This window comes from Verrucosispora sp. WMMA2121 (assembly GCF_027460185.1).
Taxonomy (GTDB): Bacteria; Actinomycetota; Actinomycetes; order Mycobacteriales; family Micromonosporaceae; genus Micromonospora; species Micromonospora palythoicola.
In genome coordinates this window covers 743620-765794 of sequence record NZ_JAPZBH010000004.1, presented here as the reverse complement: position 1 = coordinate 765794, position 22175 = coordinate 743620, and the positions used below count along the sequence as shown (strand labels likewise).

The following is a 22175-nucleotide window of genomic DNA, read 5'->3' as shown; positions in this document are numbered from 1 at the left end:
GGTGCCGATCGTCAGATCGCGGAGATGGCTGCCGCGGTAGCCGTTCGACGGCTGGCCGGCCCTCCGGTCAGGTGTTCAGCTGCCAGATCGAGTAGTTGAGGGCCGCGGCGAAGGTCACCCACGCCCAGTAGGGCAGCAACAGCACCGCCGCCACCCGACTCGCCCGGGCGAACAGCAGGACGGTCACGCCGATCGCCAGCCACAGCAGGATGATCTCGGCGAACGCCAGCCCGTACCGGTCACCGGCGAAGAAAAGCGGCGTCCAGGCGGCGTTGAGCACGAGTTGGACCACCCACGCACCGAGGGCCACACCGAAGCCCACCCGGCGCCAGACCAGCCAGGCGGCTAACGCGATCGTGGCGTAGAGGATGCTCCAGACCGGGCCGAAGAGCCAGGACGGCGGCGACCACGCGGGCCGGTCGAGGCTCGCGTACTGGTCGGCTGCGCCCGAGGCGGCCAGGTTGCCGATCACGGCGGCGGCCAGGACGGCCACCGCGAAACCGGCGAGCGCCCACCACTTGCCGGCACCGTTGCGTCGGATCTGTTCCGTACTCGTCCGCATGGTCGGAGGTTCTCCGCTGAGCGGGCGCGGCAAACCTTCCGGTGGCCGTCGTCGCGGCCGTGGTCACCGGCGAGCGCGCTAGCCCGCCGACCGGGAGCGGGCACGGTCGGCGGACAGCACGCCGGGGTCGCCGCGCCCGGTGACTCCTGTCGGGAGGACGGAGTACCGGTCGCGACGACCCCGGCGGGTCCGGTGAGCGACGCCCTGCGTCGCCGAATCAACTGAAGATGCTGACCCCGCCCGGGCCGACCAGCAGCCCGACGACGATGAGGACGATGCCCCAGAGAATCTGCCGGCGGAACAACGCGAGGATGCCGGCGACCACCAGTACGACTGCGAGAATCCAGAGAATCAGCTCCATGGTTGCTGAATACCCCCGGCGGCGACTCCGGAAACCTCGCCTTGATCAAGGTGGTCGCCCAGGTGGAAGACGCTGTACGCCTGCTTGATCACCGGGTGGGCGACGTTGCGGACGCGTACGCCGCCCGGGGTGGTGCCCCGCTCGGTGCCGTGGTGGGCGTGCCCGTGCAGGGCGAGCGCGGTCGGCGCGGCGTCGATGGCCTGCCCCAGCTGGTAGCAGCCGAGGAACGGGTAGATCTCCAACGGTTCGCCGGCCAGGGTGTCCGGCACCGGGGCGTAGTGGGTGAGGGCCACCAGCACGTCGCAGTCCAGCGAGCGCAGTGCCTCGCCCAGCCGATCGGCGCTCTCGGTCGTGGTCCGTACGAACGCCTTCATCTCCGGCTCGCCGAAGTCGCTGGCGCACCGGCCGGCGAAACCGCCACCGAAGCCCTTCACCCCGGCGACGCCGAGGCGGCCGCCCGGACAGTCCAGCACCACCCCGTCGCCCTCCAGGACGGTGATACCCGCCTCCGTCAACGCCCCGACCACCTGGGGAACCTGGTCGCACTGATGATCGTGGTTGCCCAGCACGGCGATCACCGGTACGCCCAGGCCGCCGAACTCCCGGGCCACGCAGCGGGCTTCCGCCTCGGTGCCGTGCCGGGTCAGGTCGCCGGCGAGCAGCAGCGCGTCGACGTTGCCCGGTAGTTGCTCAAGTGCCGGCCGGAACCGGCCGACCACGTCCTCGTCCAGATGTACGTCGCCCACAGCGGCGATCCGGATAACCATCGAACCTCCCTCAGGGCAGTTGCTCGATCTCCGTGGGCGCCTGCGTGCGGACCACCCCGATGTCACTGGTGATCGGCACGTCCGGGAAGCGGTCGGCCACCCGGCGCAGGATCTCCTCCCGCCGGTGCGCGCTCTCGACCTCGCCGTGCAGCACGAGAGCGCGTTCGGTACGGACCACGGTGATTCCCTGTTCGGCGACGGCCGGATCCTCGGTGAGCAGCCGGTGGATCTCCGCCTCGACGTACTCGTCCGGCGGTCCGGCGCCGGAGTCGCGGTGCGCGGTCACGGTTTCCCCTTCCCGTCGGCCGTGCCGGAGTAGGGCACGACGTCCAGCCTGTCCAGCAGCACCAGGAACGACTCGGCGTACGGCGAGTGCTGCGTCTCCTTGCGTACCCGTTCCCAGTCGATCTGCTCCCGCAGCGAACGGGCCAGCGGCAGCCCACGGGCGAAGTCGCAGTAGTGCTGGGAGAAGCTGAGCAACTTGTGCACCATCAGCTGGGTGGCCGACAGCACCGGCATGTGGATGGCGTCGACCGGGCGTACCACCGTGTCGGCGAAGGTCTCCTCGGTCACCGGCGTCTCGATCGGGCGGTGGATCAGGTCCACCATCCGGCCACCGTCGAAGACCTTCACCAGCCAGTCCTCCGGTGGCCGCTCGGCGGTGAAACCGGCCTGCCCCAGCGCCTCCAGCGCGGGTTCGACGTCGGACTCGCGGATGAGGAAGTCGACATCGTGCTCGCTGGAGTGTCCGCCGTGCGCGTACACGGCGAAGCTGCCGCCGAGCGCGAACGGGATCTCGGACTGCTTGAGCACGGCGGCGACCTTCTTGAGGGTGTGTAGGAGAGTCTCGTCGTCGCGCTCGGCCATCTCGCCTCTCCAGTCGACTCGTCGGGGGTGCCACCGGTGGGATCTCCGATCGGTACCCGGCATACCGGTTGCCCACACCTGCGCGGCGCGCGCAAGGGGATGAACAGGGCGCAAACCGGATCTAAGGTGCGAGCACCGTGCGCCTGTCGGATAGCCTTTCGAGGGTGGCCAGATCGACGGGAGCGCCCGATTCGACGGGAGTCCGCTGTGGCAGGGGGCGGCTCCGCACCATTGCCTTGATCGGCATCGACGGCTCAGGCAAGACCACCCAGGCGCACCGGCTGGCCGAGGCACTCACCGCGGCGGGGCATCCCGCCACCTACCACCGCAACGCCGGCGGCCGGCGCTGGCTCGGCCGGGTGGCACACCGGCTCGGTCGGCCTGATGCCCTGAGTCTCCTCGGCCGGGACGGGATGCTCCTGGTGGAGTCCGTGCTGCGCTGGTTGGCCATCGCGATGACCCTGCTCGGTGGCCTGTGCACCGGTCGGGTGGCCGTGATGGACCGCTACGCGGCCTGCCAGTACGCCAGTCTGCGGGCACACGGCGGGCACCGCTGGGAGCGGATGATCCGGGCCACCTACCGACTCTTCCCCCGGCCGCAACTGACGTTCCTGCTGACGGTCGAGCCGACCGAGGCGTACCGGCGGATCGAGCGTCGGGGCACCGACCACGAGACCCTGGGCTTTCTGGCCGCTGCCGACCTGGCCTACCGCACGCTGCCGGAGTATCCGACGTTCGTGCCGGTCGACGCGGCTCTCCCGGCCGAGGAACTGGCCCGGGAGATCCGCGAGCACCTGAACGCCTGGCTGACGGCCGGGAACGAGCCGACCGCTACCGTGCCGGCAGGGGCGGTCGCTCCGGTGACGGAACTGGTCCCACTTCAGGCCCGTCCGTAGACCGGTACGGCGGCGCCGCTGGTGGGTGCCGACTCGTCCGAGGCGAGGAAGCGGATCACCGAGGCGATCTCGGCCGGGTCCACCCAACGGGTGTGGTCGGCGTCCGGCATCGCGTCGCGGTTGGTCGGGGTGTCGATGACACTCGGCAGCACCGAGTTGCAGCGGACCCCGGCCGCCTTGTACTCCGTCGCGACCGCGGCGGCGAAGCCGAGCACCGCGGCTTTCGCGGTCACGTAGCCGGCGGCCCCGGGGAAGGGCGCGACCGCCGCCCGGGCCGCGACACAGACCACCGCGCCACCGCCGGCGGCGACCAGGTGCGGCAGCGCGGCGCGGGTGACCAGGTGGGTCGGGCGGAGATTGATGGTCAGCATCCGTTCGAAGTCCTCGATCGGTGTCTCGTGCAGCAGGCCGCCGCTGGCGTATCCGCCGACCAGGTTGACCACCGCGCGTAGCGGCGCCTCGGGATCGCCGGCCGCGACCTCGGCCACCCGGGCGGCGTCCCGCGGGTCGGTCAGGTCGGCGACGATCCGGACCGGAGCGTCGCCCTCGGGTCCGTCCATCGGGTCCGGTCGTCGGCGCTGGGGCGCGACCACCCGCCAGCCCGCCGCCGAGAAGGCGGCGCTGACCGCCGTGCCCAGCCCGCCCGTGGCTCCGGTGACCAACACACTGCGATTCACCATGGCCTGAGGTTAGTGCGGTGACCGGTCGGCGGGGGCGGGGCCCCGGCCGCGCTGCCCGAACCGGAGACGCCGTCCGCCCTGGCCGGTGACGTCCTCATCCGGGTGGACACCGGGCCGCGGGTGGTGGGCCGGTGCGACGGGGACGAAGGCGGCACGGCCCGGAATCCGTACCATCGCGTCGGGAACGAGACAGCTGGCCGGCACACGCTGTCGTCGCGGGCATAGGACCGGCGCGCGGATTGTTCATCAGGGCGTGGGGTATTACCACCGGCGTGGATGAACCGAGCGGTCGACGTACGCGTATCTGGCAGTGACCAGGATCGCAGCACGGTGGTGACCCGGGTCGCTGCGACTATCGGCCGGGCAGTGCTGCCATGGACCGGGACGGAAGGCGATCCGTCGATCCGTCGACCTCACGAGGTGCCTGCCGGCGACAGCCAGGCAGGGTGCTGACAGCAAACATGGACGCTGCTCTCAGCGGATTATCAGGCATTCGTGACACTTTCGACCCACGACATGGAATCCCCGACACGTCTCATCTGTTGTGTAGATGTCAGCACCGATGGGCACAGCGGAGGTTACGGGGGAGGGCTGATGGGCGTGGGGATGGCAAGGAACCGGGCAACCGGCGCGAGCGAGGGGACCGTGGGCACCGTGGACAAGAACATCGGAATGCGAACTGACGAGGTCGCCGAGGAGCGCGACCTGGTCGGAGTCTACCTGCACGAGATCTCCCGGACGCCGCTGCTGGACGCCGCCAAGGAGGTCGATCTCTCCAAGGCGATCGAGGCCGGCCTCTACGCCGAGCACCTGATCGGCGAGGACCGCGTCCCCGACGGGGTCACCCGGGAGGAACTGGAGCGGCTGGTCGCCGACGGGGAACGGGCCAAGGACCTGTTCATCCGGGCGAATCTGCGGTTGGTCGTGTCGATCGCCCGACGCTACGTCCGCTCCGGCATGCCGATGCTGGACCTGATCCAGGAGGGCAACACCGGTCTGGTCCGGGCGGTCGAGAAGTTCGACTACGAACGCGGCTACAAGTTCTCGACCTATGCGACGTGGTGGATCCGTCAGGCCATCAGCCGGGCGATCGCCCAGCAGGAGCGCACCGTGCGGCTGCCGGTGCACCTGGTCGAGGACGTCAACCGGATGCGTAACGTGGCCCGGCAGCTCACCCGTGAGCTGGGCGGCGACCCGGAGCCGGAGCAGATCGCGGCGGCGCTGGGAGTCACCGTCGAGCGGGTCAACGAACTGGTCCGCTGGTCGCAGGACACCGTGTCGCTGGACACGCCGGTCGGCGACGACGGCGACACCAACCTCGGCGACCTGGTCGCCGACAGCGACGCTCCCTCCCCGGAGGAGATCGTGCTCACCGGGTTGGAGCGGCAGCGGATCGAAGGGCTGCTCAACCACCTGGACGACCGTTCGGCCGGCATCATGCGGGCCCGGTACGGGCTGGAGGACGGCCGTGAGCACTCGCTGACCGAGGTGGCCTCGCGGTTCTCCCTGTCCCGGGAGCGGATCCGGCAGTTGGAGATCCAGGCGCTCGGCCGGCTCCGCGAGCTGGCCCGGGCGGAGGGTCTGCAGGCGGCCTGAGCGGGAGACAATAACGGCGAACGGCCGGCGTCCGATAGGGGGACGCCGGCCGTTCGCCGCTTGTCGTCGGCGGCCGGGACGCGGCCGGATCGACTCGTCGAGGCCGGTGGGTCAGCGCACCCGCCCGTAGCCGTACGGCGACATCAGGTCCACGGATCGCTTCTCCACGTTGCGGCCGAAGGTCGGTGCGTGGATGACCTGCCCGTCACCGACGTAGATGGCGACGTGACCGAGGCTGCGGTAGAAGACCAGGTCACCGGGGCGCAGCTCACCGCGACTGATGTGGGCCACCGCTCCCCACTGCATGCGGGTGTTGTGTGGCAGGGACCGGCCGGCCGCCCGCCAGGCGGCCGAGGTCAGCCCGGAGCAGTCGTAACTGCCCGGCCCGTCCTGTCCCCAGGCGTACGGCTTGCCCAGCGCGCCGTAGGCGTACCGGACGGCGACGCCGGCCTTGCCGGAGACGGCGGGTGCGTCCTGGGCACTGCTGGCCCGGTTCGTCGGTCGTTCGGTCGCCCGGCCGTACGCCTGCCGGCGCAGCTCGTAGAGCTTGGCGAGATCGCGCTCGATCCGCTTCTTCGCCGAGGACAGCTCGCGGGACTGCGCCGCCTGCCGGCTGAGCGTCACGTCCAGCCGGGTCTTCTCGTCGAGCAGCCGCCGCTGGTCGGCGGTGTAGCCGGCGATGGTGGCCTGCCGCTGCCGGGTCAGGTGGTCCAGCGTGCCGAGCCGGTCCAGTACCGTGGTGGAGTCACCGCCGTGCAGCAGCGCGTCGACGGTGCCCAGGGTGCCGGTCTTGTACGCGGTCACCGCCATCTCGCCGACGTCCTCGCGGCTCTGCTCGGCCTGCTGCTCCAGTGGGCCGATCCGGTCCTGCAACCGCTCCACCGCGGCACGGTTGTCCTTGATCTTCTCCCGCAGCTCGTTGTGGGCCTCCACCACACGTTCCAACTCGACGGAGGCCTTCTCGATCCGCCGGGTCAGTTCGGCGGGGGAAGGCTCGGCCCGAGCCACCGTCGCCGGCATGAGCAGCGCCAAGGTGACGGCGGTGGCCGTCAGGGCGCGCAGCGTGTGCGTCAGGGACGACAAGAGCCCGAATGCTCCTCTCCCAGGGCCGGCGCGGGCGGCTGAGGCTCCGCGACGGCGACGGCCCGGTGCCGTCCCGGTGGACGGCGGCCGGCCGAGCCGACCCGCCCAACCTAGTACGGGACGCCTGTCATCCGCAGAGAAAGCCGGGACCAATGGTGGTGCTGTGGCAAAGCACGCAGGCCACGACCAGCCCCAAGGCGGTTATCAGCGACATGTCGGACTGGTCGCTCCCGGCATATGACGTCGGATGCCGGGCCGTTATGACCGACAAGCCGGACTTGCTGCGCTGTTTCCGGCGCCACCTGTCCCTGGCAGGCCTCTGACCATCGCAAACGCCCGAGCCGGAGTGGCGCGGGCGGCCCACAATGAAGCGCGCGGCCGGGAATCCCGTCAACCGGTGTCGATGTCTCCGGCCGGCGGTGATCGAACCGGTGCCAGCCGTGGAAGGAGGGGTCGTGAATCCTGATGGCGCGACGACGCGACCGCCACGGACACCCCGAGGCGCCGGCACCGGGCCGACGTTGCTCTACGCGCGCCCCGGGATCATCGTCACGGTCGACCGGTTCACCGTCGGGCGCAGCAGTTGGCGCGTCGCCGAGCTGACCCACCTGCACAGCACCCGGGGGCCACACGACCGGGCGGCGACCCGGGCCGTGCTGACCTCGACGGTGGTGATCGGCGGGGTGGGACTGCTGCTCGGGTTCACCGGCGGGCTGCAACGGCTCACCGCCGGGGCGTACCTCCTGCTCGGTGCCGTGTTCCTGGTGCCGGTGCTGCTCGCGGTGGCGGGCGACCGCTGGCGCCCACCCGCGTACGAGCTGTGGGGTCGCCGGGCGGGCGGCGACGAGCTGTTGTTCAGCAGCGACGACGAGCACCAGTTCGGCCAGGTGAGCCGGGCGCTGCGCCGGGCCCGCGAGATGAACAGCTACGGCGGCTGGGAGGACCCGCTGGCGGGTACCGAACCGTGGCGACCGCGACGGTGAGGGTGGGTCGCTAGCCGGCGATCGGCTCGGGCTCCTGCTCGCGCTCCCGCTGCTCGGCGGTGACCAGCGCGCTCACCCGCCGCTCGGCCCAGAAGGAGACGAACGGTACGGTGCCGGCCAACATCACCAGGATCATCCGCTTGAGCGGCCAGTCGGCCCGCCGGGACAGGTCGAACGCGGCGACCAGATACACCATGTAGAGGAAGCCGTGTGCCTGGCCCACGGTCTCCACCACGACCGGGTTGTCAAAGCCGTACTTGAGTGGCATGCCGATCACGACCAGCAGGATCAGCACCACGCCGACGACCCAGGCGATCACGCGGTAGCGGGTGAGGGCAGCGCGCACTTCTCGTCCGTCCTTCCGGGCCCGGTTCAGCCGGGATAGTCACCGGGCTTCGCGCCCGGATTGGCGTTCAACCATGACAGGTAGCGGTTGTAGGCGGCCAGCTCGGCGTCGTCCGCACCGGGCCCGGCGCCGACCCGGGCGACCCGCACCGGGCGACGGATTCCCGGGCGTGGCGGCCCGGCGTCGGATGCGGTGACACCGCCGGGTCCGGCGGACTCGGCCGGGTGATCGGCGGACCTCGGTGCGGCCGGGTGCTCGTCCGGCGCAGCGGCCGTCCGTAACGTGTGGCGCACCTCGCGCCACCAGACGAAGACCACGAAGCCGGCGAATATCGGCCACTCCACGGCGTAACCCCAGCTGATGGCGTTGCCCGCCGCCGCCCGGCTGACCTGCCACCAGCCGAGGCCGAGGAAGGTGGTCACCAGCACGACCATGGCCACGTGGCGAGCGATCCACGCCGGGGTCCAGAGCCGCTTCATGCCACGAGGGTACCGAAGTCGGCCGCCTTCTCCGACGCGGTGTCGTAGTGCCTCGTGGTTTGGCCACACCCGAGGTGGGCAACCGTACAGACGCCAGCCCAGGACGGACGAGGGGGCGAGATGACGGCATCGGGACGACCGGACGGATTTCCCACCGGCGGTACGGAGGTGAGCCCCGAGCAGCGGATTCCTGAGTGGGGCGACGACCGGACGCCGACGCCCGCGCCCGAGGCGGATCTGCTCGGCATCGATCCGGCGGAACTGGGCGAGGAGGATCTCATCCGGGAGATGCAGAGCCTGCACCGCACCCGACTGGACACGCTGCGCCACGCCACGGACTCGGCGCTCGCCAATCACCTGCGACGCACCGCCGAGCTGGAGACCGAGTACCTCGCCCGCCACCCGGGGCGTGAGGTCGATCCGAGCCGGCTGCGGGACGCGTGATGGCGTACGCCGAGCGGGGGGTGTCCGCGCCTCCGGAGGTGGTGTTCAACACGGCCACCGATCCCGACCGGATCTCCTCCTGGCTGCCCGAGCCGTTGCTGTCGAACGACCCGGCCCAGGAGGGCGAGGCCGAGCAGTTGCACGCCCGCTGGACCGCCCGAGGCACCGACTGGTCGGCCGACCTGCGGGTGGAGCCGGTCGACGCCGGTGGCTCCCGCCTCCGGTTGGAGATCGGCGGGGGTGGCGAGGACGTCGACCGGCTGGCGGACGAGGCACTCGACAGCCTGGCCCGCGAGGTGGCCGACAACCTGCAGGCCGGCTGATCCGATCGGACCCGCCGCCGGGCCGCGGCGGCACTCGTAGCGTGACCCGAAGAGGAGGCCGGGTGAGCGATCTGAAGCAGAAGGTGGCGCGGTTGCGCCAGGCGTACGCGCCGCACGAGCACCGCCCGCTGGGTGGTTACCTGGCGGCGATGGGCACCTACGCCGCAGTGACCGGTGCGATCGCCGGCCTGGTGCGGGTGACCGGACGGACCGTGCCCGAGCGACCCAGCACGTCGGACGTGGTGCTGCTCGCCATCGCCACCCACAAGCTCAGTCGGCTGCTGTCCAAGGACGCGGTGACCAGTCCGTTGCGCGCCCCCTTCACCCGCTACGACCGGCCGATCGGCAGTGGTGAGGTGATGGAGCAGGTACGCGACTCGGGCAGTTCCACCCGCCACGCCATCGGCGAACTGCTCAGCTGCCCGTTCTGTCTGGCCGTGTGGGTGGCGACCGGTCTGACCGGCGGACTGGTGCTCGCGCCCCGGCTGACCCGGCTCGTCGCCACGGCGTTGACCGCGGTGGCGGCCTCCGACTTCCTGCAGATGGGGTACGCGGTGGCCCAGCAGGCGGCCGAGGGTGGCGGCGGGGAGGATTGACGGACGGTAGGTACCTGCGACGAGGTCGGCCCGGGATCCCGGGCCGACCTCGTTCCGGTTGTCCGACCGATCTCCGGGTTCCGGCTGTATCTCCGGCGGCCCGGAAGTTCAGCGCTGCATGCCGGACCAGCCGCGGGGTGACTCCGGTTCCCGCTCGTCCTCGTCGGCGCCGGTGACGATGTCCCGGTCGACGGCGGTGCGGTCGTGCTCGTTGGCGAAGTCCGGCTCCGGCAGGGTGTCCGTCCCCTCCGGTGGCTGGCCGAGCGCGGGCGGGTGGGGGTGCTGATCTTCCTCGCGCTGCGTCATCGCGTTCCTCTCCTCGTCGCCGGCAGCCGCCGGCGGATCATCCCGTCGAGCCACCCAGCAGGTCGGTCACCTCGTCGGCCGCGTACTCGCCCTCCGGCAGCGCGTTGAGCCGGGACAGCAACTGCGCCGGCAGTTCCGCGGCGACCGCGCGGCGGTAGATGTCCGCCTGACTGATCCGCTCCTGACCGTGGTAGATGTCGTCGAGCAGTTCGTCGAGCGGACGGGTGTCCACCTGCTCGGTCTCCACCTCGTCCCCGACCGCGGCGGCCGTGCCGGGCAGGTCGGTGGTGGGCGGATCGAGCGCGGCGGTGTCCACCACCGGCACGTCGGCCAGGATGGCGTCGGGCAGCCGAGCCTGGGTCGTAGGTGCCGTGGCTGCCTCGGTCACGGGTACGTCGTCACTCACCCCCGTGACCTACCCACCCCCACCCCACCAAAACACCCCACCCACCCACCAGCCCACCCAGCCCACCCACCAGCCCACCCGCGTTGACCATGAGGTTGACGGCACCGTGGAGATCGAACACTGCCGTCAACCTCATGATCAACGAGGTGGGACTAGGCGGGGGTGGGGAGGGAGGGGGCGGTGGCGCGGCGGGTGCGGACGGCGGCGGCCAGTTCGGAGAGCACCTCGTCGGTGGTGTCCCAGCCGATGCAGGCATCGGTGACGGACTGGCCGTAGGTGAGTTCGCGGGTGGGGTCGAGATCCTGTCGACCCGGTACCAGGAAGCTCTCCAGCATGATCCCGACGATGCCGCGCTGGCCGGCGGCGATCTGCCCGGCCACGTCGGCGGCGACCGCGGGCTGGTTGCGGTGGTCCTTGCCGCTGTTGGCGTGGCTGGCATCCACCACCAGCCGTTCCGGCAGCCCCGCGGCGCGCAGCAGGTCCAGCGCCCCGGACACCGACTCGGCGTCGTAGTTCGGCCGGCCGCCGCCGCCCCGCAGCACCAGGTGGCCGTCCGCGTTCCCCCGGGTGTGCATGATCGCCGGCGTGCCGGAGACGTCGATGCCCGGGAAGACGTGTGGTACGCCGGCCGCCCGGATCGCGTCGACCGCGGTGGCGATGCTGCCGTCGGGACGGTTCTTCATGCCGATCGGCATGGACAACCCGGAGGCGAGCTGGCGGTGCACCTGGCTTTCCACGGTGCGCGCCCCGATCGCCCCCCACGCGACGGTGTCCGCGATGTACTGCGGGGTGATCGGGTCGAGGAACTCGCAGCCCACCGGCAGACCGAGACGCAGCACGTCGAGCAGCAGCGCCCGGGCGCGGCGCAGCCCTGTGTTGACGTCACCGGAGCCGTCCAGCCCGGGGTCGTTGATCAGCCCCTTCCAGCCCACCGTGGAACGCGGCTTCTCGAAGTACACCCGCATCACGACGAGCAGGTCCTCGTCGACCCGCTCGGCCGCCGCCCGGAGCCGGTGCGCGTAGTCGAGGGCGGCGGCGGGGTCGTGGACCGAGCACGGCCCGACCACCACCAGCAGGCGGTCGTCGGCGCGGTCGAGCACCTGGCCCACCGCCCGACGGCCAGCCAGTACGGCCGCCGTGAGGGCGTCGTCCAGGGGTAGCTCGTGCAGCAGCAGGGCCGGGGTGGTCAGCGGTACCACACGGTCGATCCGCTGGTCGATGACCCGGTGGTTCTCCGGGGTCGTCACGGTGGGCATCCTTCCGCCGACCGCACCCGGGGCCGGTGCCCGGGTCGAGCCGGCTGCTCGTACGCGAAAGGGCAGGAACGAAAGCTCCTGCCCGGCCGGCTCGAATTCGGTGACGTCAGATCATGGTGAGGTCACCGGCCGAGCCGGCTGCCTAAACCATCGATACGAGCGCGTCACGGCGGTAAGCGTACCCGACCGTGCCCGAGCGCTCATCCTCCCGTCGACAAAGCCTCGTCTCGTGTTCACCGACATCGATAAAACCGCCGGTAATTTCAGCGCCACCGAACGCTGCTCCCTCCGGAGGTCCCCGATGGATCGTCGTACCGTCCTGCGCGCCACCGTCGCCGGTGGCGCCGCCGCCTTCTCCGGCAGCCTCTGGGCGGGCGCCGCCGTGGCCGCACCCGCCCAGCCCGGCCCCAGCCCATACGGATCACTGCGCAGCGCCGACGGCAACGGCATCCAGCTGCCCACCGGCTTCACCAGCCGGGTGATCGCCCGGTCCCGCCAGGCCGTCTCCGGGACGTCGTACACCTGGCACGACGCGCCCGACGGGGGTGCCTGCTTCGTCGCCGGCACCGGCTGGATCTACGTCTCGAACTCCGAGATCACCCCGGGCGGCGGTGCCTCGGCGGTGCGCTTCAACGCCGACGGCAGCATCGCCTCGGCGTACCGGATCCTCGCCAACACCAACCAGAACTGTGCCGGTGGGGCCACGCCGTGGGGCACCTGGCTCTCCTGCGAGGAGGTCAACCGCGGGTTCGTCTACGAGACGTACCCGCAGGGGGGTACCGCCGCGGTGCAGCGGCCGGCGATGGGACGGTTCAAGCACGAGGCCGCGGCCTGCGACCCGGACCGTCGGGTGATCTACCTGACCGAGGACGAGAGCAACGGCTGCTTCTACCGGTTCCGGCCGAACAGTTGGGGCAACCTCTCGTCCGGCACCCTGGAGGTGCTGGTCGCGGGGTCCGCCACCAGCGGCCCGGTGACCTGGGCGCGGGTACCGGACCCGGACGGGTCGCCGACGGTGACCCGCAGCCAGGTCTCCGGCGCAAAGCGGTTCAACGGTGGCGAGGGCTGCTGGTACGACGACGGCACCTGCTGGTTCACCACCAAGGGTGACAACCGGGTGTGGGCGTACGACGCGGTCAACCAACGCATCGACCTGGCGTACGACGACTCGCTGGTCTCCGGCACCGCACCGCTGACCGGGGTGGACAACATCACCGGCACCGGCTCGGGTGACCTCTACGTGGCCGAGGACGGCGGCAACATGGAGATCAACATCATCACCCCGGCCGGGGTGGTCGCCCCGTTCCTGCGCATCACCGGTCAGTCGTCCTCGGAGATCTGCGGGCCGGCCTTCTCACCGGACGGCACCCGGCTGTACTTCTCGTCCCAGCGCGGCACCTCCGGCTCCTCTTCCGGCGGCATCACCTACGAGGTGCGTGGCCCGTTCCGCTGACCTCGGGTCTCCGGCGAGGTCGGGTCCCTCGGACAACACGAGGGGCCCGCCCTCGCCGGAGTGGGGAAGACGGGGGCGGGGTATGAGGAGCGCCATGACTGACGAGACTGACGAGCGAAGCGACCAGGAGCGGGTGGAGTCCCGCGCCCACCTGCTACCGGAGGAGGCGGCTGCCGGCAGCGACGACGCGCAGGCCCAGGCCGACGCGATCCTCACCGAGTCCGACGCCCGGGAGGCCAACCAGAACGTCGCCCCCGACACGGTGTTGGAGCGGCGCACCTCGGATCAGACCGTCAACCCGGTGGAACCGCCGGACTGAGCGGTGGCGCCACGCCCTCGGCGGGATCCTCGGTAGGTGTGCTGGCGCAGCCAGGCCAGCGGTCCGGCCAGGCGCAGCTCCTCCGGGAGGTTGCCGACCGGGTCGAAGGCCAGCCCGGCGTCCTCCCGCGCGCTGAGCTGATCGCCGATCGTGACCTGCCCGAACGGCCGCCACGGTCCGGCGGCCGAGGCGACGGCAAGGACCAGTCTCGGCCGGCCGGCCGCCACCGCGGCGGACAGGCCGGCCAGGTCCCGGCCCAGGTCGGGTGACTCCGGGTCGGCCAGCACGGCCAACCAGAGCCGCCGCCGACCGGTGCGGTACGACATGACCGAGCTGTACGTGCCGGCGAACCTGCGTCTCGGCAGTGGCAGATGCCGCAGCACCGGTGCGGTGGCGCTGGAGCTGACCAGGAGGTCGAACGGCTGTCCGGTCGTGCGCTGGATCCGCACGGCCAGGCCGAGCACGTCGGGCCAGGCGCCCGGGGTGGGTGTTCCCTTGGAGAGCCGGACGGTGGCCGGGTACTGTCCGGGCCGGTCGAGCAGCCGGACACCGGTCGGCCGCCCGGGCGTACCCCAGACGAGCACCGCACCGGTGAAGGACCGGCCGGCCGGGTGCAGCATCCGGCCCCGGCGCAGCCGGGCCACGGCCCGTGCCGCTCGTTCGGCGAGGACGGCGGGCGGCGGCCAGGAGAGCGTCGGCATGTCTTCCGCATACCCAGGGCCCCACCGTCGATGCCGCCGTCCGCTCCTCGGACCCGTGCGTCGACGCGGCTCGCCGGTGGGGCGTCCCGCGGCCTGCCGAGGCGGAAGATCGGATAGCGTCGGTGCCATGCCCGACAGCGGTTACCCCTGGCCGATCTCGACGACCCGACTGGACAACGGCCTGCGCGTGGTGGTCAGCGAGGACCGCACCGCCCCGGCGGTCGCGGTCAACCTCTGGTACGACGTGGGTTCCCGGCACGAGCCGGCCGGACAGACCGGCTTCGCCCACCTCTTCGAGCACCTGATGTTCGAGGGCTCGACGCACGTGGCGAAGACCGAGCACATGAAGCTGGTCCAGGGGGCCGGCGGCTCGCTCAACGCCACCACCAACCCGGACCGCACCAACTACTTCGAGACGGTCCCGGCGGAGCACCTCGAGTTGGCGCTCTGGCTGGAGGCCGACCGGATGGGCGGGCTGGTGCCGGCACTGACCCAGGAGACGCTCGACAACCAGCGGGACGTGGTCAAGAACGAGCGTCGGCAGCGCTACGAGAACGTGCCGTACGGCGACGCCTGGCTGCGGCTGCTGCCGCTGCTCTACCCGCCAGGCCACCCGTACCACCACGCCACCATCGGCTCGATGGCCGATCTGAACGCCGCCGACCTGGCCACCTTCCAGGCGTTCCACCGGACCTACTACGCACCGAACAACGCCGTGCTCAGCGTGGTCGGCGACACCACGGTGGACGAGGTCGTCGCGCTGGCCGAGAAGTACTTCGGCGGCATCCCGCCCCGGCCGGAGATCCCGGCGGCACCCGACGGGCGGGCCGTGCCGGCCACCGGAGTCCCCGCGGTGGAGACGGTGGTCACCGAGGTGCCGGCACCGCGGGTGTACGTGGCGCACCGCACCCACCCGTTCGGCAGCCCCGGATACGACGTGGTGACCGTGCTGGCCACCGTGCTCGGCAGCGGTCGGGGCAGCCGGCTCTACCAGCGGCTCGCCGATGGTGAGCGGATCGCCCAGCCCGATCTGGTCGGTGCGTACGGGGTGGATCTGGCACACGCACCGGCACCGCTGATCGCCACCGCCACCGCCCGTCCCGGGGTGAGCGGTGAGCGGTTGGCCGCCGGGCTCGCCGAGGTGGTCGACGAGCTGGCGACCGTGCCGGTCACCGCCGCCGAGCTGGATCGGGCGAAGGCGTTGCTGACCACCGCGTGGTGGCGGCAGATGTCCACGGTGGACGGCCGGGCGGACGCGTTGAGCCGGTACGCCACCCAGTTCGACGACCCGGCCACGGTGGCCGAGCGGTTACCGGCCTGGCTCGCGGTGACCGCCGAGCAGATCGCCGAGGTGGCCGCCGAGGTGCTCGGCGCCGACGACCGGGTGACCCTCACCTACCTTCCGCAGGACAAGCAGTGAGCGCCAGCAGCGGGCGGTGCCGCCCGGCGGAGTGCTGCGGGTGGGCATCCGTGAGCCCCGCAGCCGCGAACGAGAGGATCGCCCGGTGACCCTGATCGCTGATCGTCCCGGTCCGGGTACGGCCCGCCCGTACCGTTTTCCCCAGGTGGTCCGCCGCTCCGTCGCGGGTGGCGACGTCGTCGCCGCGCACCTGCCCGGGCAGAACCTCGCCGTGGCGATGCTGCTGCTGGACGCGGGTGCCGGTCGGGAACCGGTGGGCCGCGAGGGGCTCGGCGGGGTGCTGGCCAAGGCGCTGGAGGAAGGCACCACCCAGCGTGACGCCACCGCGTACGCGCTGGCGATCGAGGCGCTCGGCACCGAGTTGGTGACCGGGCTGGACTGGGACACCTTCCAGGCCAGCGTGCAGGTGCCGGTGGGTCGGCTGGGCGCGGCGGTGGAACTGCTCGCCGAGGCGGTGCGTACCCCGAGGCTGGACCCGGACGACGTGCGGCGGGTCCGCGACGACGAGGTGACCGCGCTGCGGATGGACTGGGCCAACCCGGGGCCACGGGCCGACGCGGCGTTGCGTGCCGACCTGTTCGGGGCCGGCAACCGGTGGGGCCGTCCGATGTACGGCGACCCCGACTCGGTGGCCGGCCTGGACGTGGAGGACGTGACCGTCTTCCACTCGGAGTGGTTCATCCGTCCGGGCACCCTGGTCGTCGCCGGTGACCTGGAGCGGCTCGACCTGGACGCCCTCGCCGCCACGGCGTTCACCGGCACCGGCGGTGGGCCGGTGGACCGGGGGACGCCGATCGAGGTGCCGGTGCGTCCCGAGCGGCGGATCATCCTCGTCGATCGGCCCGGATCGGTGCAGTCCACCCTGCGGCTCGGTCATCCCGGCCCGCACCGGGCACACCCGGACCACGTGCCGATCGCGCTCGCCGGCACGGTGCTCGGCGGGGCGTTCACCTCCCGGCTCAACCACCTCATTCGGGAGGTCCGTGGCTACACGTACGGCATCCGGGGCGACTTCGCCTCGTCCCGCCGGTTCGGCCGGTTCGCGGTCAGTTCGAGCGTGCAGACCGCCGTCACCGCACCGGCGCTGGTCGAGGCGGTCGGCGAGATCGCGCGTACCCAGGCCGGTGGGGTGACCGAGGACGAGCTGGCGGTGGCCCGGTCCTGGCGGGCGGGCCAGCTCTCGGTCGAGTTGCAGAGCCCACGGGCGATCGCCGGGGCGCTCAGCACGCTCGTGGTGCACGACCTGCCGGACGACTACCACGCCCGGCTGCGGGAGGAACTGCTCGGCGCCCAGGTGGACCAGGTCTCGGCGGCCGCCGCCACGCACCTGCGTCCGGAGTCGCTGACCCTGGTGGTCGAGGGCGACGCCGCGGTGATCAGGGACGAGCTGCTGGCCACCGGTCTCGGCGAGCTGACCGACCACCCGTCCGGGACATGATCGACCGCCCGCGGGGCCAAAGTGTGACGTCGGTCGCGGCGGTGGTGACCGGGCTGAGATGCTGCGGTGGGTGAGGGCGGCGCGACGATGTTCTTGCGGCGGAACCGGCCGGCGAGGGGCGACTCTCCCGGACCGGTCCGGTCCGGCCCGGCCGCCGGAATCCCCGCCGGTGGGAAAGCGTTCCCGATCCGGGCACCGGGCTGGGTAGCCTCGCGGGCATGAGGATCGGCATTGTGGGTGCCACCGGCCAGGTCGGTGGCGTGATGCGGCAGGTGCTGGCGGAGCGGAACTTCCCGGCGGAGCAGCTGCGGCTGTTCGCCTCGGCGCGCTCGGCCGGGCGGACGCTCGCGTGGCGCGGCGAGGAGATCACGGTCGAGGACGCCGCCACCGCGGACTACGCGGGGCTGGACATCGTGCTCTTCTCGGCCGGCAAGGGTTCCGCCAAGGAGCTGGCGCCACGGGTCGCCGCCGCCGGTGCGGTCGTCATCGACAACTCCTCGGCGTTCCGGATGGACCCCGAGGTGCCATTGGTCGTCGCCGAGGTCAACCCACACGCCGCCGCCGTCCGGCCCAAGGGCATCATCGCCAACCCGAACTGCACCACCATGGCCGCGATGCCGGTGCTGCGCCCGCTGCACGCCGAGGCGGAACTGGTCGCCCTGGTCGTCGCCACCTATCAGGCGGTCTCCGGCGCCGGCCTGGCCGGCGTCGCCGAACTTGACGAGCAGGTCCGCAAGGTCGCCGAGACCGCCGCCGGGCTCACCTTCGACGGCGGCGCGGTGGAGTTCCCCGCACCCCGCTCGTTCGCCCAGCCGATCGCCTTCAACGTGCTGCCGCTGGCCGGCTCGATCGTCGACGACGGGTCGGCGGAGACCGACGAGGAGCAGAAGCTCCGCAACGAGAGCCGCAAGATCCTGGAGATCCCCGACCTGAAGGTCTCCGGCACCTGCGTGCGGGTCCCGGTCTTCACCGGTCACTCGCTTCAGCTCAACGCCCGGTTCGCCCGGCCGATCAGCCCGCAGCGGGCGTACGAGCTGCTCGCCGACGCCCCGGGCGTCGCCCTCTCCGACGTGCCGACCCCGTTGCAGGCGGCCGGCCAGGACCCGACGTTCGTCGGCCGGATCCGGGTCGACGAGACCGTCGAGCACGGTCTGGCGCTCTTCTGCTCCGGCGACAACCTGCGCAAGGGCGCCGCGCTCAACGCCGTGCAGCTGGCCGAGCTGGTCGCCGCCGAGGGCTGAACGATTGTCCGACCGATCGGAGCAGAACGTGACCGACGAGCACGTCCGCAACGCCCTCAGCGACCTCATCGCGGGTCGGTCGCTGGGGGTGCTGGCGACCATCAGACGCGACGGGCGGCCACAGCTGTCGAATGTGGTCTACGCCTATGACCGCACGAACGGGCTGATCCGGGTGTCGGTCACCGACGGGCGGGCGAAGACCGCCAACCTGCGCCGTGACCCCCGGGCCAGCTTCCACGTGGCCAGCGACGACGGCTGGTCGTACGCGGTGGCGGAGGTGCGGGCCGAGCTGACCCCGGTCGCGGCGGAGCCCGGCGACGACACCGTCGCCGAGCTGGTCGATCTCTACCGGGCGGTACAGGGGGAACATCCGGACTGGGACGACTACCGCCGGGCCATGGTGGCCGAGAGGCGGCTGGTGCTGCGGCTGCGCGTGGAGCGCCTGTACGGCATCCCGCCGCGCGGCTGACCGGTCACGTTACTGCCCGCGACGGTCGGGTAGACCCCTGGTTGCCCGACACCCAGAGGGAGGCGCCATGACAACGGTCGGAGAGTTCATGACGACCCGGTTGGTGACCATGGACGGCAACGCCACGCTCGTCGCGGCGGCCCAGGAGATGCGCGACTCCGCCATCGGTGACGTGGTGGTGACCGACGGCGACAACGTGGTCGGCATCGTCACGGACCGGGACATCACGGTCCGAGGCGTGGCGGAGAGCATGGATCCGGACACCACCCGGCTGAACCAGATCACCACCAAGGACGTGGTGACGGTGAGCCAGTACGACGACGCCGTCGCCGCCGCCGACCTGATGCGGACGTACGCCGTGCGGCGGTTGCCCGTGCTGGAGGACGGCCGACTGATCGGCCTGGTGTCCATGGGCGATCTGGCGGTCGAGCGGGAGCCCCAGTCGGTGCTGGCCGACATCAGCGCGGACGACCCCAACAACTGATCCTTGCGCCGAACGGAGCCGGTTCCCGAGCCGTCGGGAGCCGGCTCCGTGCCGCTCGGCGCCACGAGTCCCGCGGTCCTGTGTTTCACCGCAGCACGTGCCGGTCGGGCCTCACCCCAAGCGGGTGAGGTTGAGTCAGCGGGCCTCGGGGACCCCTCCTGCGGGACATGAGCGATTGGGAGGAGGGGCCCGATGGCGGACGCGACCACGCGGTTTTTCGAGGACCTCGACCAGCAGGGGTACGAGCCTCTGCTGGCGAAGACCTCCGGAGCCCTGCGCTTCGACCTGCACGAGGGGCCGCAGACCACGCACTGGCTGGTGCGGATCGACCGGGGAGACATCCAGGTCAGTCGGCAGGACATGGAGGCCGACACGGTGGTCGGTACCAGCCCCGCGCTGTTCGAGGAACTGGTCACCGGCCGGGAGAACGGGCTGGCGGCGCTGCTGCGGGGGGACATGACGGTCACCGGTGACGCCCGCCTGGTGGTGCAGGTCGAACGGATCTTCCCCGGGTCGCCGTACGCCCGGGGACCGCAGCGCTACCGGAAGGGGGTGCAGTGATGGCGCCCAGCCACACCGTACGGATCCTCGACGGCAACAACTTCGTCGTCAGCGAGGCCACCGGGGACATCGAGGCGACACCGACGGAGCCGACGGGACTGTTCTCCATCGACACCCGCTTCCTCTCCAGATGGGTGCTCACGGTCAACGGTGAGCGACTGAACGCCCTCTCCTACGACGACCTCCAGTACTACGAGTCGCGCTTCTTCCTGGTGCCCGGGCTGGCCACGCACTACGTGGACGCGAAACTGTCGATCATCCGGGAGCGGGCGGTCGGTGGGAGCTTCCGGGAGGACATCACCATCCTCAACCACGACGAGAAGGCGGTCGACCTGGAGATCCGGATGGACGCCGGCTGCGACTTCGCCGACCTGTTCGAGGTCAAGGACGAGATCCTCAACAAGAAGGGTGAGATCTACTCCGAGGCCGAGCCGGACCGGCTGCGCCTGGGCTACCGGCGGGGCAACTTCAAGCGCGAGACGATCATCTCGTCCTCCGTGCCGGCCCGGTACGACCGCAACGGCTTCGCGTACTCCATCCACCTGGAACCGAACGAGCAGTGGAACACCCGCATCGACGTGCAGACCCTGGCGGTCGGCCCGGGCGGACGGGACCTGCGTCTCGGGTTGCAGGCGCACGGCACCGAGCGGCTCGCCCTGCAGCACGACCTGGAGGAGTGGATCGCCAAGGCGCCGACGGTGAACAGCGAGCACGACCGGCTGGCCGCGACGTACCGCAAGTGCATCGTCGACCTGGCGGCGTTGCGCTTCTCGCCGCTCTCGCTGGGCGGTCAGACCCTGCCCGCCGCCGGCCTGCCGTGGTTCATGACCATGTTCGGCCGGGACAGCATCCTGACCTGCCTGCAGACGCTGCCGTTCACACCGCAGCTGAGCGCGACCACGCTGCGGATCCTCGCGGCCCTGCAGGGCACCCGGTTCGACGACTTCCGGGAAGAGGACCCCGGCCGGATCCTGCACGAGATGCGGTACGGCGAGAGCGCCGCGTTCGAGGAGCAACCGCACTCGCCGTACTACGGAGCGGTCGACTCGACGCCGCTGTTCGTGGTGCTGCTCGACGAGTACGAGCAGTGGAGCGGCGACGGCGCGCTGGTCAAGGAGTTGGAGCAGGAGTGCCGCCGGGCCTTCAAGTGGATCGACGACTACGCCGACCTGGTCGGCAACGGCTACATCTGGTATGAGCGGCGGAACACCGACACCGGCCTGGAGAACCAGTGCTGGAAGGACTCCTGGGATTCCATCTCCTACCGCGACGGCACGCTGCCGCCGTTTCCCCGGGCCACCTGCGAGGTGCAGGGGTACGCGTACGACGCGAAGATGCGCGGCGCGCGGCTGGCCCGCGAGTTCTGGGACGACCCGGCGTACGCCGACCAGTTGGAGCGGGAGGCCGCGGCCCTGAAGGAGCGGTTCAACCGGGACTGGTGGGTCGAGGACGGCGGCTACTACGCGCTCGCGCTCGATCCCGACGGACGACAGTGCGACGTGCTCAGCTCCAACATCGGCCACCTGCTCTGGAGCGGGATCGTCGACGACGAGCGGGCCGAGCAGATCGCCAACCACCTGGTCGGGCCACGGCTCTGGACCGGCTGGGGAGTGCGGACCCTGGCCGAGGGCGAGGTGCGTTACAACCCGATCGGCTACCACAACGGCACCGTCTGGCCCTTCGACACCTCGTTCTGCGCCTGGGGTCTGCGCCGGTACGGCTTCGCCGAGGAGGCCGCCATGATCGCCAACGGCATCCTGGACGCCGCCCGGTACTTCGACGGACGGTTGCCCGAGGCGTTCGGCGGCTACCCGCGTGAGCAGACGAAGTTCCCGGTGGAGTACCCGACGGCGTGCAGTCCGCAGGCGTGGTCGACGGGGGCCCCGCTGCTGTTGCTGCGGACGATGCTCGGCCTGGAGCCGCACGAGGGGCACCTGGCGGTCGAGCCGCGGCTGCCGGTCGGCATGGGCCGGATCGAGGTGCTGGACATCCCCGGCCGCTGGGGCCGGGTGGACGCCTTCGCCCGTGGCCGGGTGGACCTGCACCCGCTCGCCGGGTGACCGGCGTGGCCGGGTCGCCCGACCGGGCGACGGGTGACCCGGCCACGCTTGGCGCAGATCACGGCGACCACCGTCCCT

General features: G+C 71.5%; 28 protein-coding genes. 15 read left to right on the top strand and 13 right to left on the bottom strand.

Features of this window, described 5'->3' with window-relative positions:
- Positions 1 to 67: 67 nt before the first annotated feature.
- The 5 genes from O7605_RS04270 to O7605_RS04250 all read right to left on the bottom strand — a co-directional run bounded on the left by O7605_RS04270 (position 68) and on the right by O7605_RS04250 (position 2557).
- A complete protein-coding gene (locus O7605_RS04270; RefSeq protein ID WP_269738000.1) occupies positions 68 to 562 on the bottom strand; it encodes a TspO/MBR family protein in 495 nt (164 codons plus the stop codon).
- 217 nt (positions 563 to 779) lie between these two features.
- Positions 780 to 923, bottom strand: a complete 144-nt coding sequence (locus O7605_RS04265; RefSeq protein WP_018786997.1) for a GPGG-motif small membrane protein — start codon at positions 921 to 923, stop codon at positions 780 to 782.
- The gene (locus tag O7605_RS04260; protein ID WP_269737999.1) at positions 914 to 1690 is read right to left on the bottom strand and encodes a metallophosphoesterase family protein; all 777 of its coding nucleotides are present in this window, start codon (positions 1688 to 1690) and stop codon (positions 914 to 916) included. The genes O7605_RS04265 and O7605_RS04260 overlap by 10 nt, the downstream gene beginning before the upstream one ends.
- Before the next feature lie 10 nt (positions 1691 to 1700).
- Positions 1701 to 1976 (bottom strand): hypothetical protein, encoded by a 276-nt coding sequence (locus tag O7605_RS04255; RefSeq protein WP_164447578.1) that lies wholly within the window; start codon positions 1974 to 1976, stop codon positions 1701 to 1703.
- Positions 1973 to 2557: a nucleotidyltransferase gene (locus O7605_RS04250; protein WP_269737998.1), complete on the bottom strand. Its 585-nt coding sequence runs from the start codon at positions 2555 to 2557 to the stop codon at positions 1973 to 1975. Before O7605_RS04250 ends, O7605_RS04255 begins: the two co-directional genes overlap by 4 nt.
- Positions 2558 to 2787: 230 nt before the next feature.
- Here O7605_RS04250 and O7605_RS04245 point away from each other — a divergent pair, with 230 nt between their 5' ends.
- Complete coding sequence (locus tag O7605_RS04245) at positions 2788 to 3453, top strand: dTMP kinase (protein ID WP_269738706.1); 666 nt, start codon at positions 2788 to 2790, stop codon at positions 3451 to 3453.
- Here O7605_RS04245 and O7605_RS04240 read toward each other — a convergent pair.
- Positions 3438 to 4133 (bottom strand): SDR family NAD(P)-dependent oxidoreductase, encoded by a 696-nt coding sequence (locus O7605_RS04240; RefSeq protein WP_269737997.1) that lies wholly within the window; start codon positions 4131 to 4133, stop codon positions 3438 to 3440. The two genes, O7605_RS04245 and O7605_RS04240, sit on opposite strands and share 16 nt — an antisense overlap.
- Positions 4134 to 4739: 606 nt before the next feature.
- Between O7605_RS04240 and O7605_RS04235 the strand changes: the two genes are divergently transcribed.
- A complete protein-coding gene (locus tag O7605_RS04235) occupies positions 4740 to 5729 on the top strand; it encodes a sigma-70 family RNA polymerase sigma factor (RefSeq protein ID WP_269738705.1) in 990 nt (329 codons plus the stop codon).
- Positions 5730 to 5840: 111 nt separating this feature from the next.
- Here O7605_RS04235 and O7605_RS04230 read toward each other — a convergent pair whose 3' ends face one another.
- The gene (locus O7605_RS04230; protein WP_443083867.1) at positions 5841 to 6812 is read right to left on the bottom strand and encodes an NlpC/P60 family protein; all 972 of its coding nucleotides are present in this window, start codon (positions 6810 to 6812) and stop codon (positions 5841 to 5843) included.
- A 455-nt stretch (positions 6813 to 7267) separates the two neighbouring features.
- On the opposite strand from O7605_RS04230, the gene O7605_RS04225 reads away from it, so the two are divergent.
- Complete coding sequence (locus O7605_RS04225; protein WP_269737996.1) at positions 7268 to 7795, top strand: DUF6232 family protein; 528 nt, start codon at positions 7268 to 7270, stop codon at positions 7793 to 7795.
- A 10-nt stretch (positions 7796 to 7805) separates the two neighbouring features.
- Here O7605_RS04225 and O7605_RS04220 read toward each other — a convergent pair whose 3' ends face one another.
- Both O7605_RS04220 and O7605_RS04215 read right to left on the bottom strand, forming a co-directional pair.
- Positions 7806 to 8141: a DUF3817 domain-containing protein gene (locus tag O7605_RS04220; RefSeq protein WP_269737995.1), complete on the bottom strand. Its 336-nt coding sequence runs from the start codon at positions 8139 to 8141 to the stop codon at positions 7806 to 7808.
- Between the two features lie 26 nt (positions 8142 to 8167).
- Positions 8168 to 8620 (bottom strand): hypothetical protein, encoded by a 453-nt coding sequence (locus tag O7605_RS04215; protein ID WP_269737994.1) that lies wholly within the window; start codon positions 8618 to 8620, stop codon positions 8168 to 8170.
- A gap of 120 nt (positions 8621 to 8740) precedes the next feature.
- Here O7605_RS04215 and O7605_RS04210 point away from each other — a divergent pair, with 120 nt between their 5' ends.
- The 3 genes from O7605_RS04210 to O7605_RS04200 all read left to right on the top strand — a co-directional run bounded on the left by O7605_RS04210 (position 8741) and on the right by O7605_RS04200 (position 9983).
- On the top strand, positions 8741 to 9064 hold the full coding sequence (locus O7605_RS04210; protein ID WP_164447571.1) for a DUF6158 family protein: 324 nt from the start codon (positions 8741 to 8743) through the stop codon (positions 9062 to 9064).
- Positions 9064 to 9387 carry a hypothetical protein gene (locus O7605_RS04205; protein ID WP_269737993.1) on the top strand — a complete coding sequence of 108 codons (324 nt, stop codon included), beginning with the start codon at positions 9064 to 9066 and terminating at the stop codon, positions 9385 to 9387. The genes O7605_RS04210 and O7605_RS04205 overlap by 1 nt, the downstream gene beginning before the upstream one ends.
- A gap of 62 nt (positions 9388 to 9449) precedes the next feature.
- Entirely contained in the window at positions 9450 to 9983 is a 534-nt protein-coding gene (locus O7605_RS04200; protein WP_269737992.1) for a DUF1360 domain-containing protein, read from the top strand.
- Between the two features lie 108 nt (positions 9984 to 10091).
- Here O7605_RS04200 and O7605_RS04195 read toward each other — a convergent pair whose 3' ends face one another.
- The 3 genes from O7605_RS04195 to O7605_RS04185 form a co-directional block, all read right to left on the bottom strand.
- Positions 10092 to 10289: a hypothetical protein gene (locus tag O7605_RS04195; RefSeq protein WP_164447568.1), complete on the bottom strand. Its 198-nt coding sequence runs from the start codon at positions 10287 to 10289 to the stop codon at positions 10092 to 10094.
- Between the two features lie 37 nt (positions 10290 to 10326).
- Positions 10327 to 10569, bottom strand: coding sequence for a hypothetical protein (locus O7605_RS04190; RefSeq protein ID WP_269738703.1), 243 nt, complete (start codon positions 10567 to 10569; stop codon positions 10327 to 10329).
- 278 nt (positions 10570 to 10847) lie between these two features.
- Entirely contained in the window at positions 10848 to 11951 is a 1104-nt protein-coding gene (locus O7605_RS04185) for a 3-deoxy-7-phosphoheptulonate synthase (RefSeq protein WP_269737991.1), read from the bottom strand.
- 301 nt (positions 11952 to 12252) lie between these two features.
- Here O7605_RS04185 and O7605_RS04180 point away from each other — a divergent pair, with 301 nt between their 5' ends.
- The gene (locus O7605_RS04180; RefSeq protein WP_269737990.1) at positions 12253 to 13404 is read left to right on the top strand and encodes an alkaline phosphatase PhoX; all 1152 of its coding nucleotides are present in this window, start codon (positions 12253 to 12255) and stop codon (positions 13402 to 13404) included.
- 94 nt (positions 13405 to 13498) lie between these two features.
- Complete coding sequence (locus O7605_RS04175) at positions 13499 to 13723, top strand: hypothetical protein (protein WP_269737989.1); 225 nt, start codon at positions 13499 to 13501, stop codon at positions 13721 to 13723.
- Here O7605_RS04175 and O7605_RS04170 read toward each other — a convergent pair.
- Complete coding sequence (locus O7605_RS04170) at positions 13690 to 14424, bottom strand: phosphodiesterase (protein WP_269737988.1); 735 nt, start codon at positions 14422 to 14424, stop codon at positions 13690 to 13692. The genes O7605_RS04175 and O7605_RS04170 overlap by 34 nt on opposite strands.
- Before the next feature lie 127 nt (positions 14425 to 14551).
- Between O7605_RS04170 and O7605_RS04165 the strand changes: the two genes are divergently transcribed.
- From O7605_RS04165 to O7605_RS04135, 7 genes are all read left to right on the top strand, one after another.
- A complete protein-coding gene (locus tag O7605_RS04165; RefSeq protein ID WP_269737987.1) occupies positions 14552 to 15844 on the top strand; it encodes a M16 family metallopeptidase in 1293 nt (430 codons plus the stop codon).
- Between the two features lie 85 nt (positions 15845 to 15929).
- On the top strand, positions 15930 to 17282 hold the full coding sequence (locus O7605_RS04160) for a M16 family metallopeptidase (protein ID WP_269737986.1): 1353 nt from the start codon (positions 15930 to 15932) through the stop codon (positions 17280 to 17282).
- Between the two features lie 218 nt (positions 17283 to 17500).
- Positions 17501 to 18523, top strand: a complete 1023-nt coding sequence (locus O7605_RS04155) for an aspartate-semialdehyde dehydrogenase (RefSeq protein WP_269737985.1) — start codon at positions 17501 to 17503, stop codon at positions 18521 to 18523.
- A gap of 28 nt (positions 18524 to 18551) precedes the next feature.
- Positions 18552 to 18992, top strand: a complete 441-nt coding sequence (locus tag O7605_RS04150) for a PPOX class F420-dependent oxidoreductase (RefSeq protein WP_269737984.1) — start codon at positions 18552 to 18554, stop codon at positions 18990 to 18992.
- 67 nt (positions 18993 to 19059) lie between these two features.
- Positions 19060 to 19476, top strand: coding sequence for a CBS domain-containing protein (locus tag O7605_RS04145; protein WP_269737983.1), 417 nt, complete (start codon positions 19060 to 19062; stop codon positions 19474 to 19476).
- A gap of 192 nt (positions 19477 to 19668) precedes the next feature.
- Complete coding sequence (locus O7605_RS04140) at positions 19669 to 20037, top strand: SCP2 sterol-binding domain-containing protein (protein WP_269737982.1); 369 nt, start codon at positions 19669 to 19671, stop codon at positions 20035 to 20037.
- The gene (locus O7605_RS04135; protein ID WP_269737981.1) at positions 20037 to 22097 is read left to right on the top strand and encodes an amylo-alpha-1,6-glucosidase; all 2061 of its coding nucleotides are present in this window, start codon (positions 20037 to 20039) and stop codon (positions 22095 to 22097) included. Before O7605_RS04140 ends, O7605_RS04135 begins: the two co-directional genes overlap by 1 nt.
- Positions 22098 to 22175 lie beyond the last annotated feature (78 nt).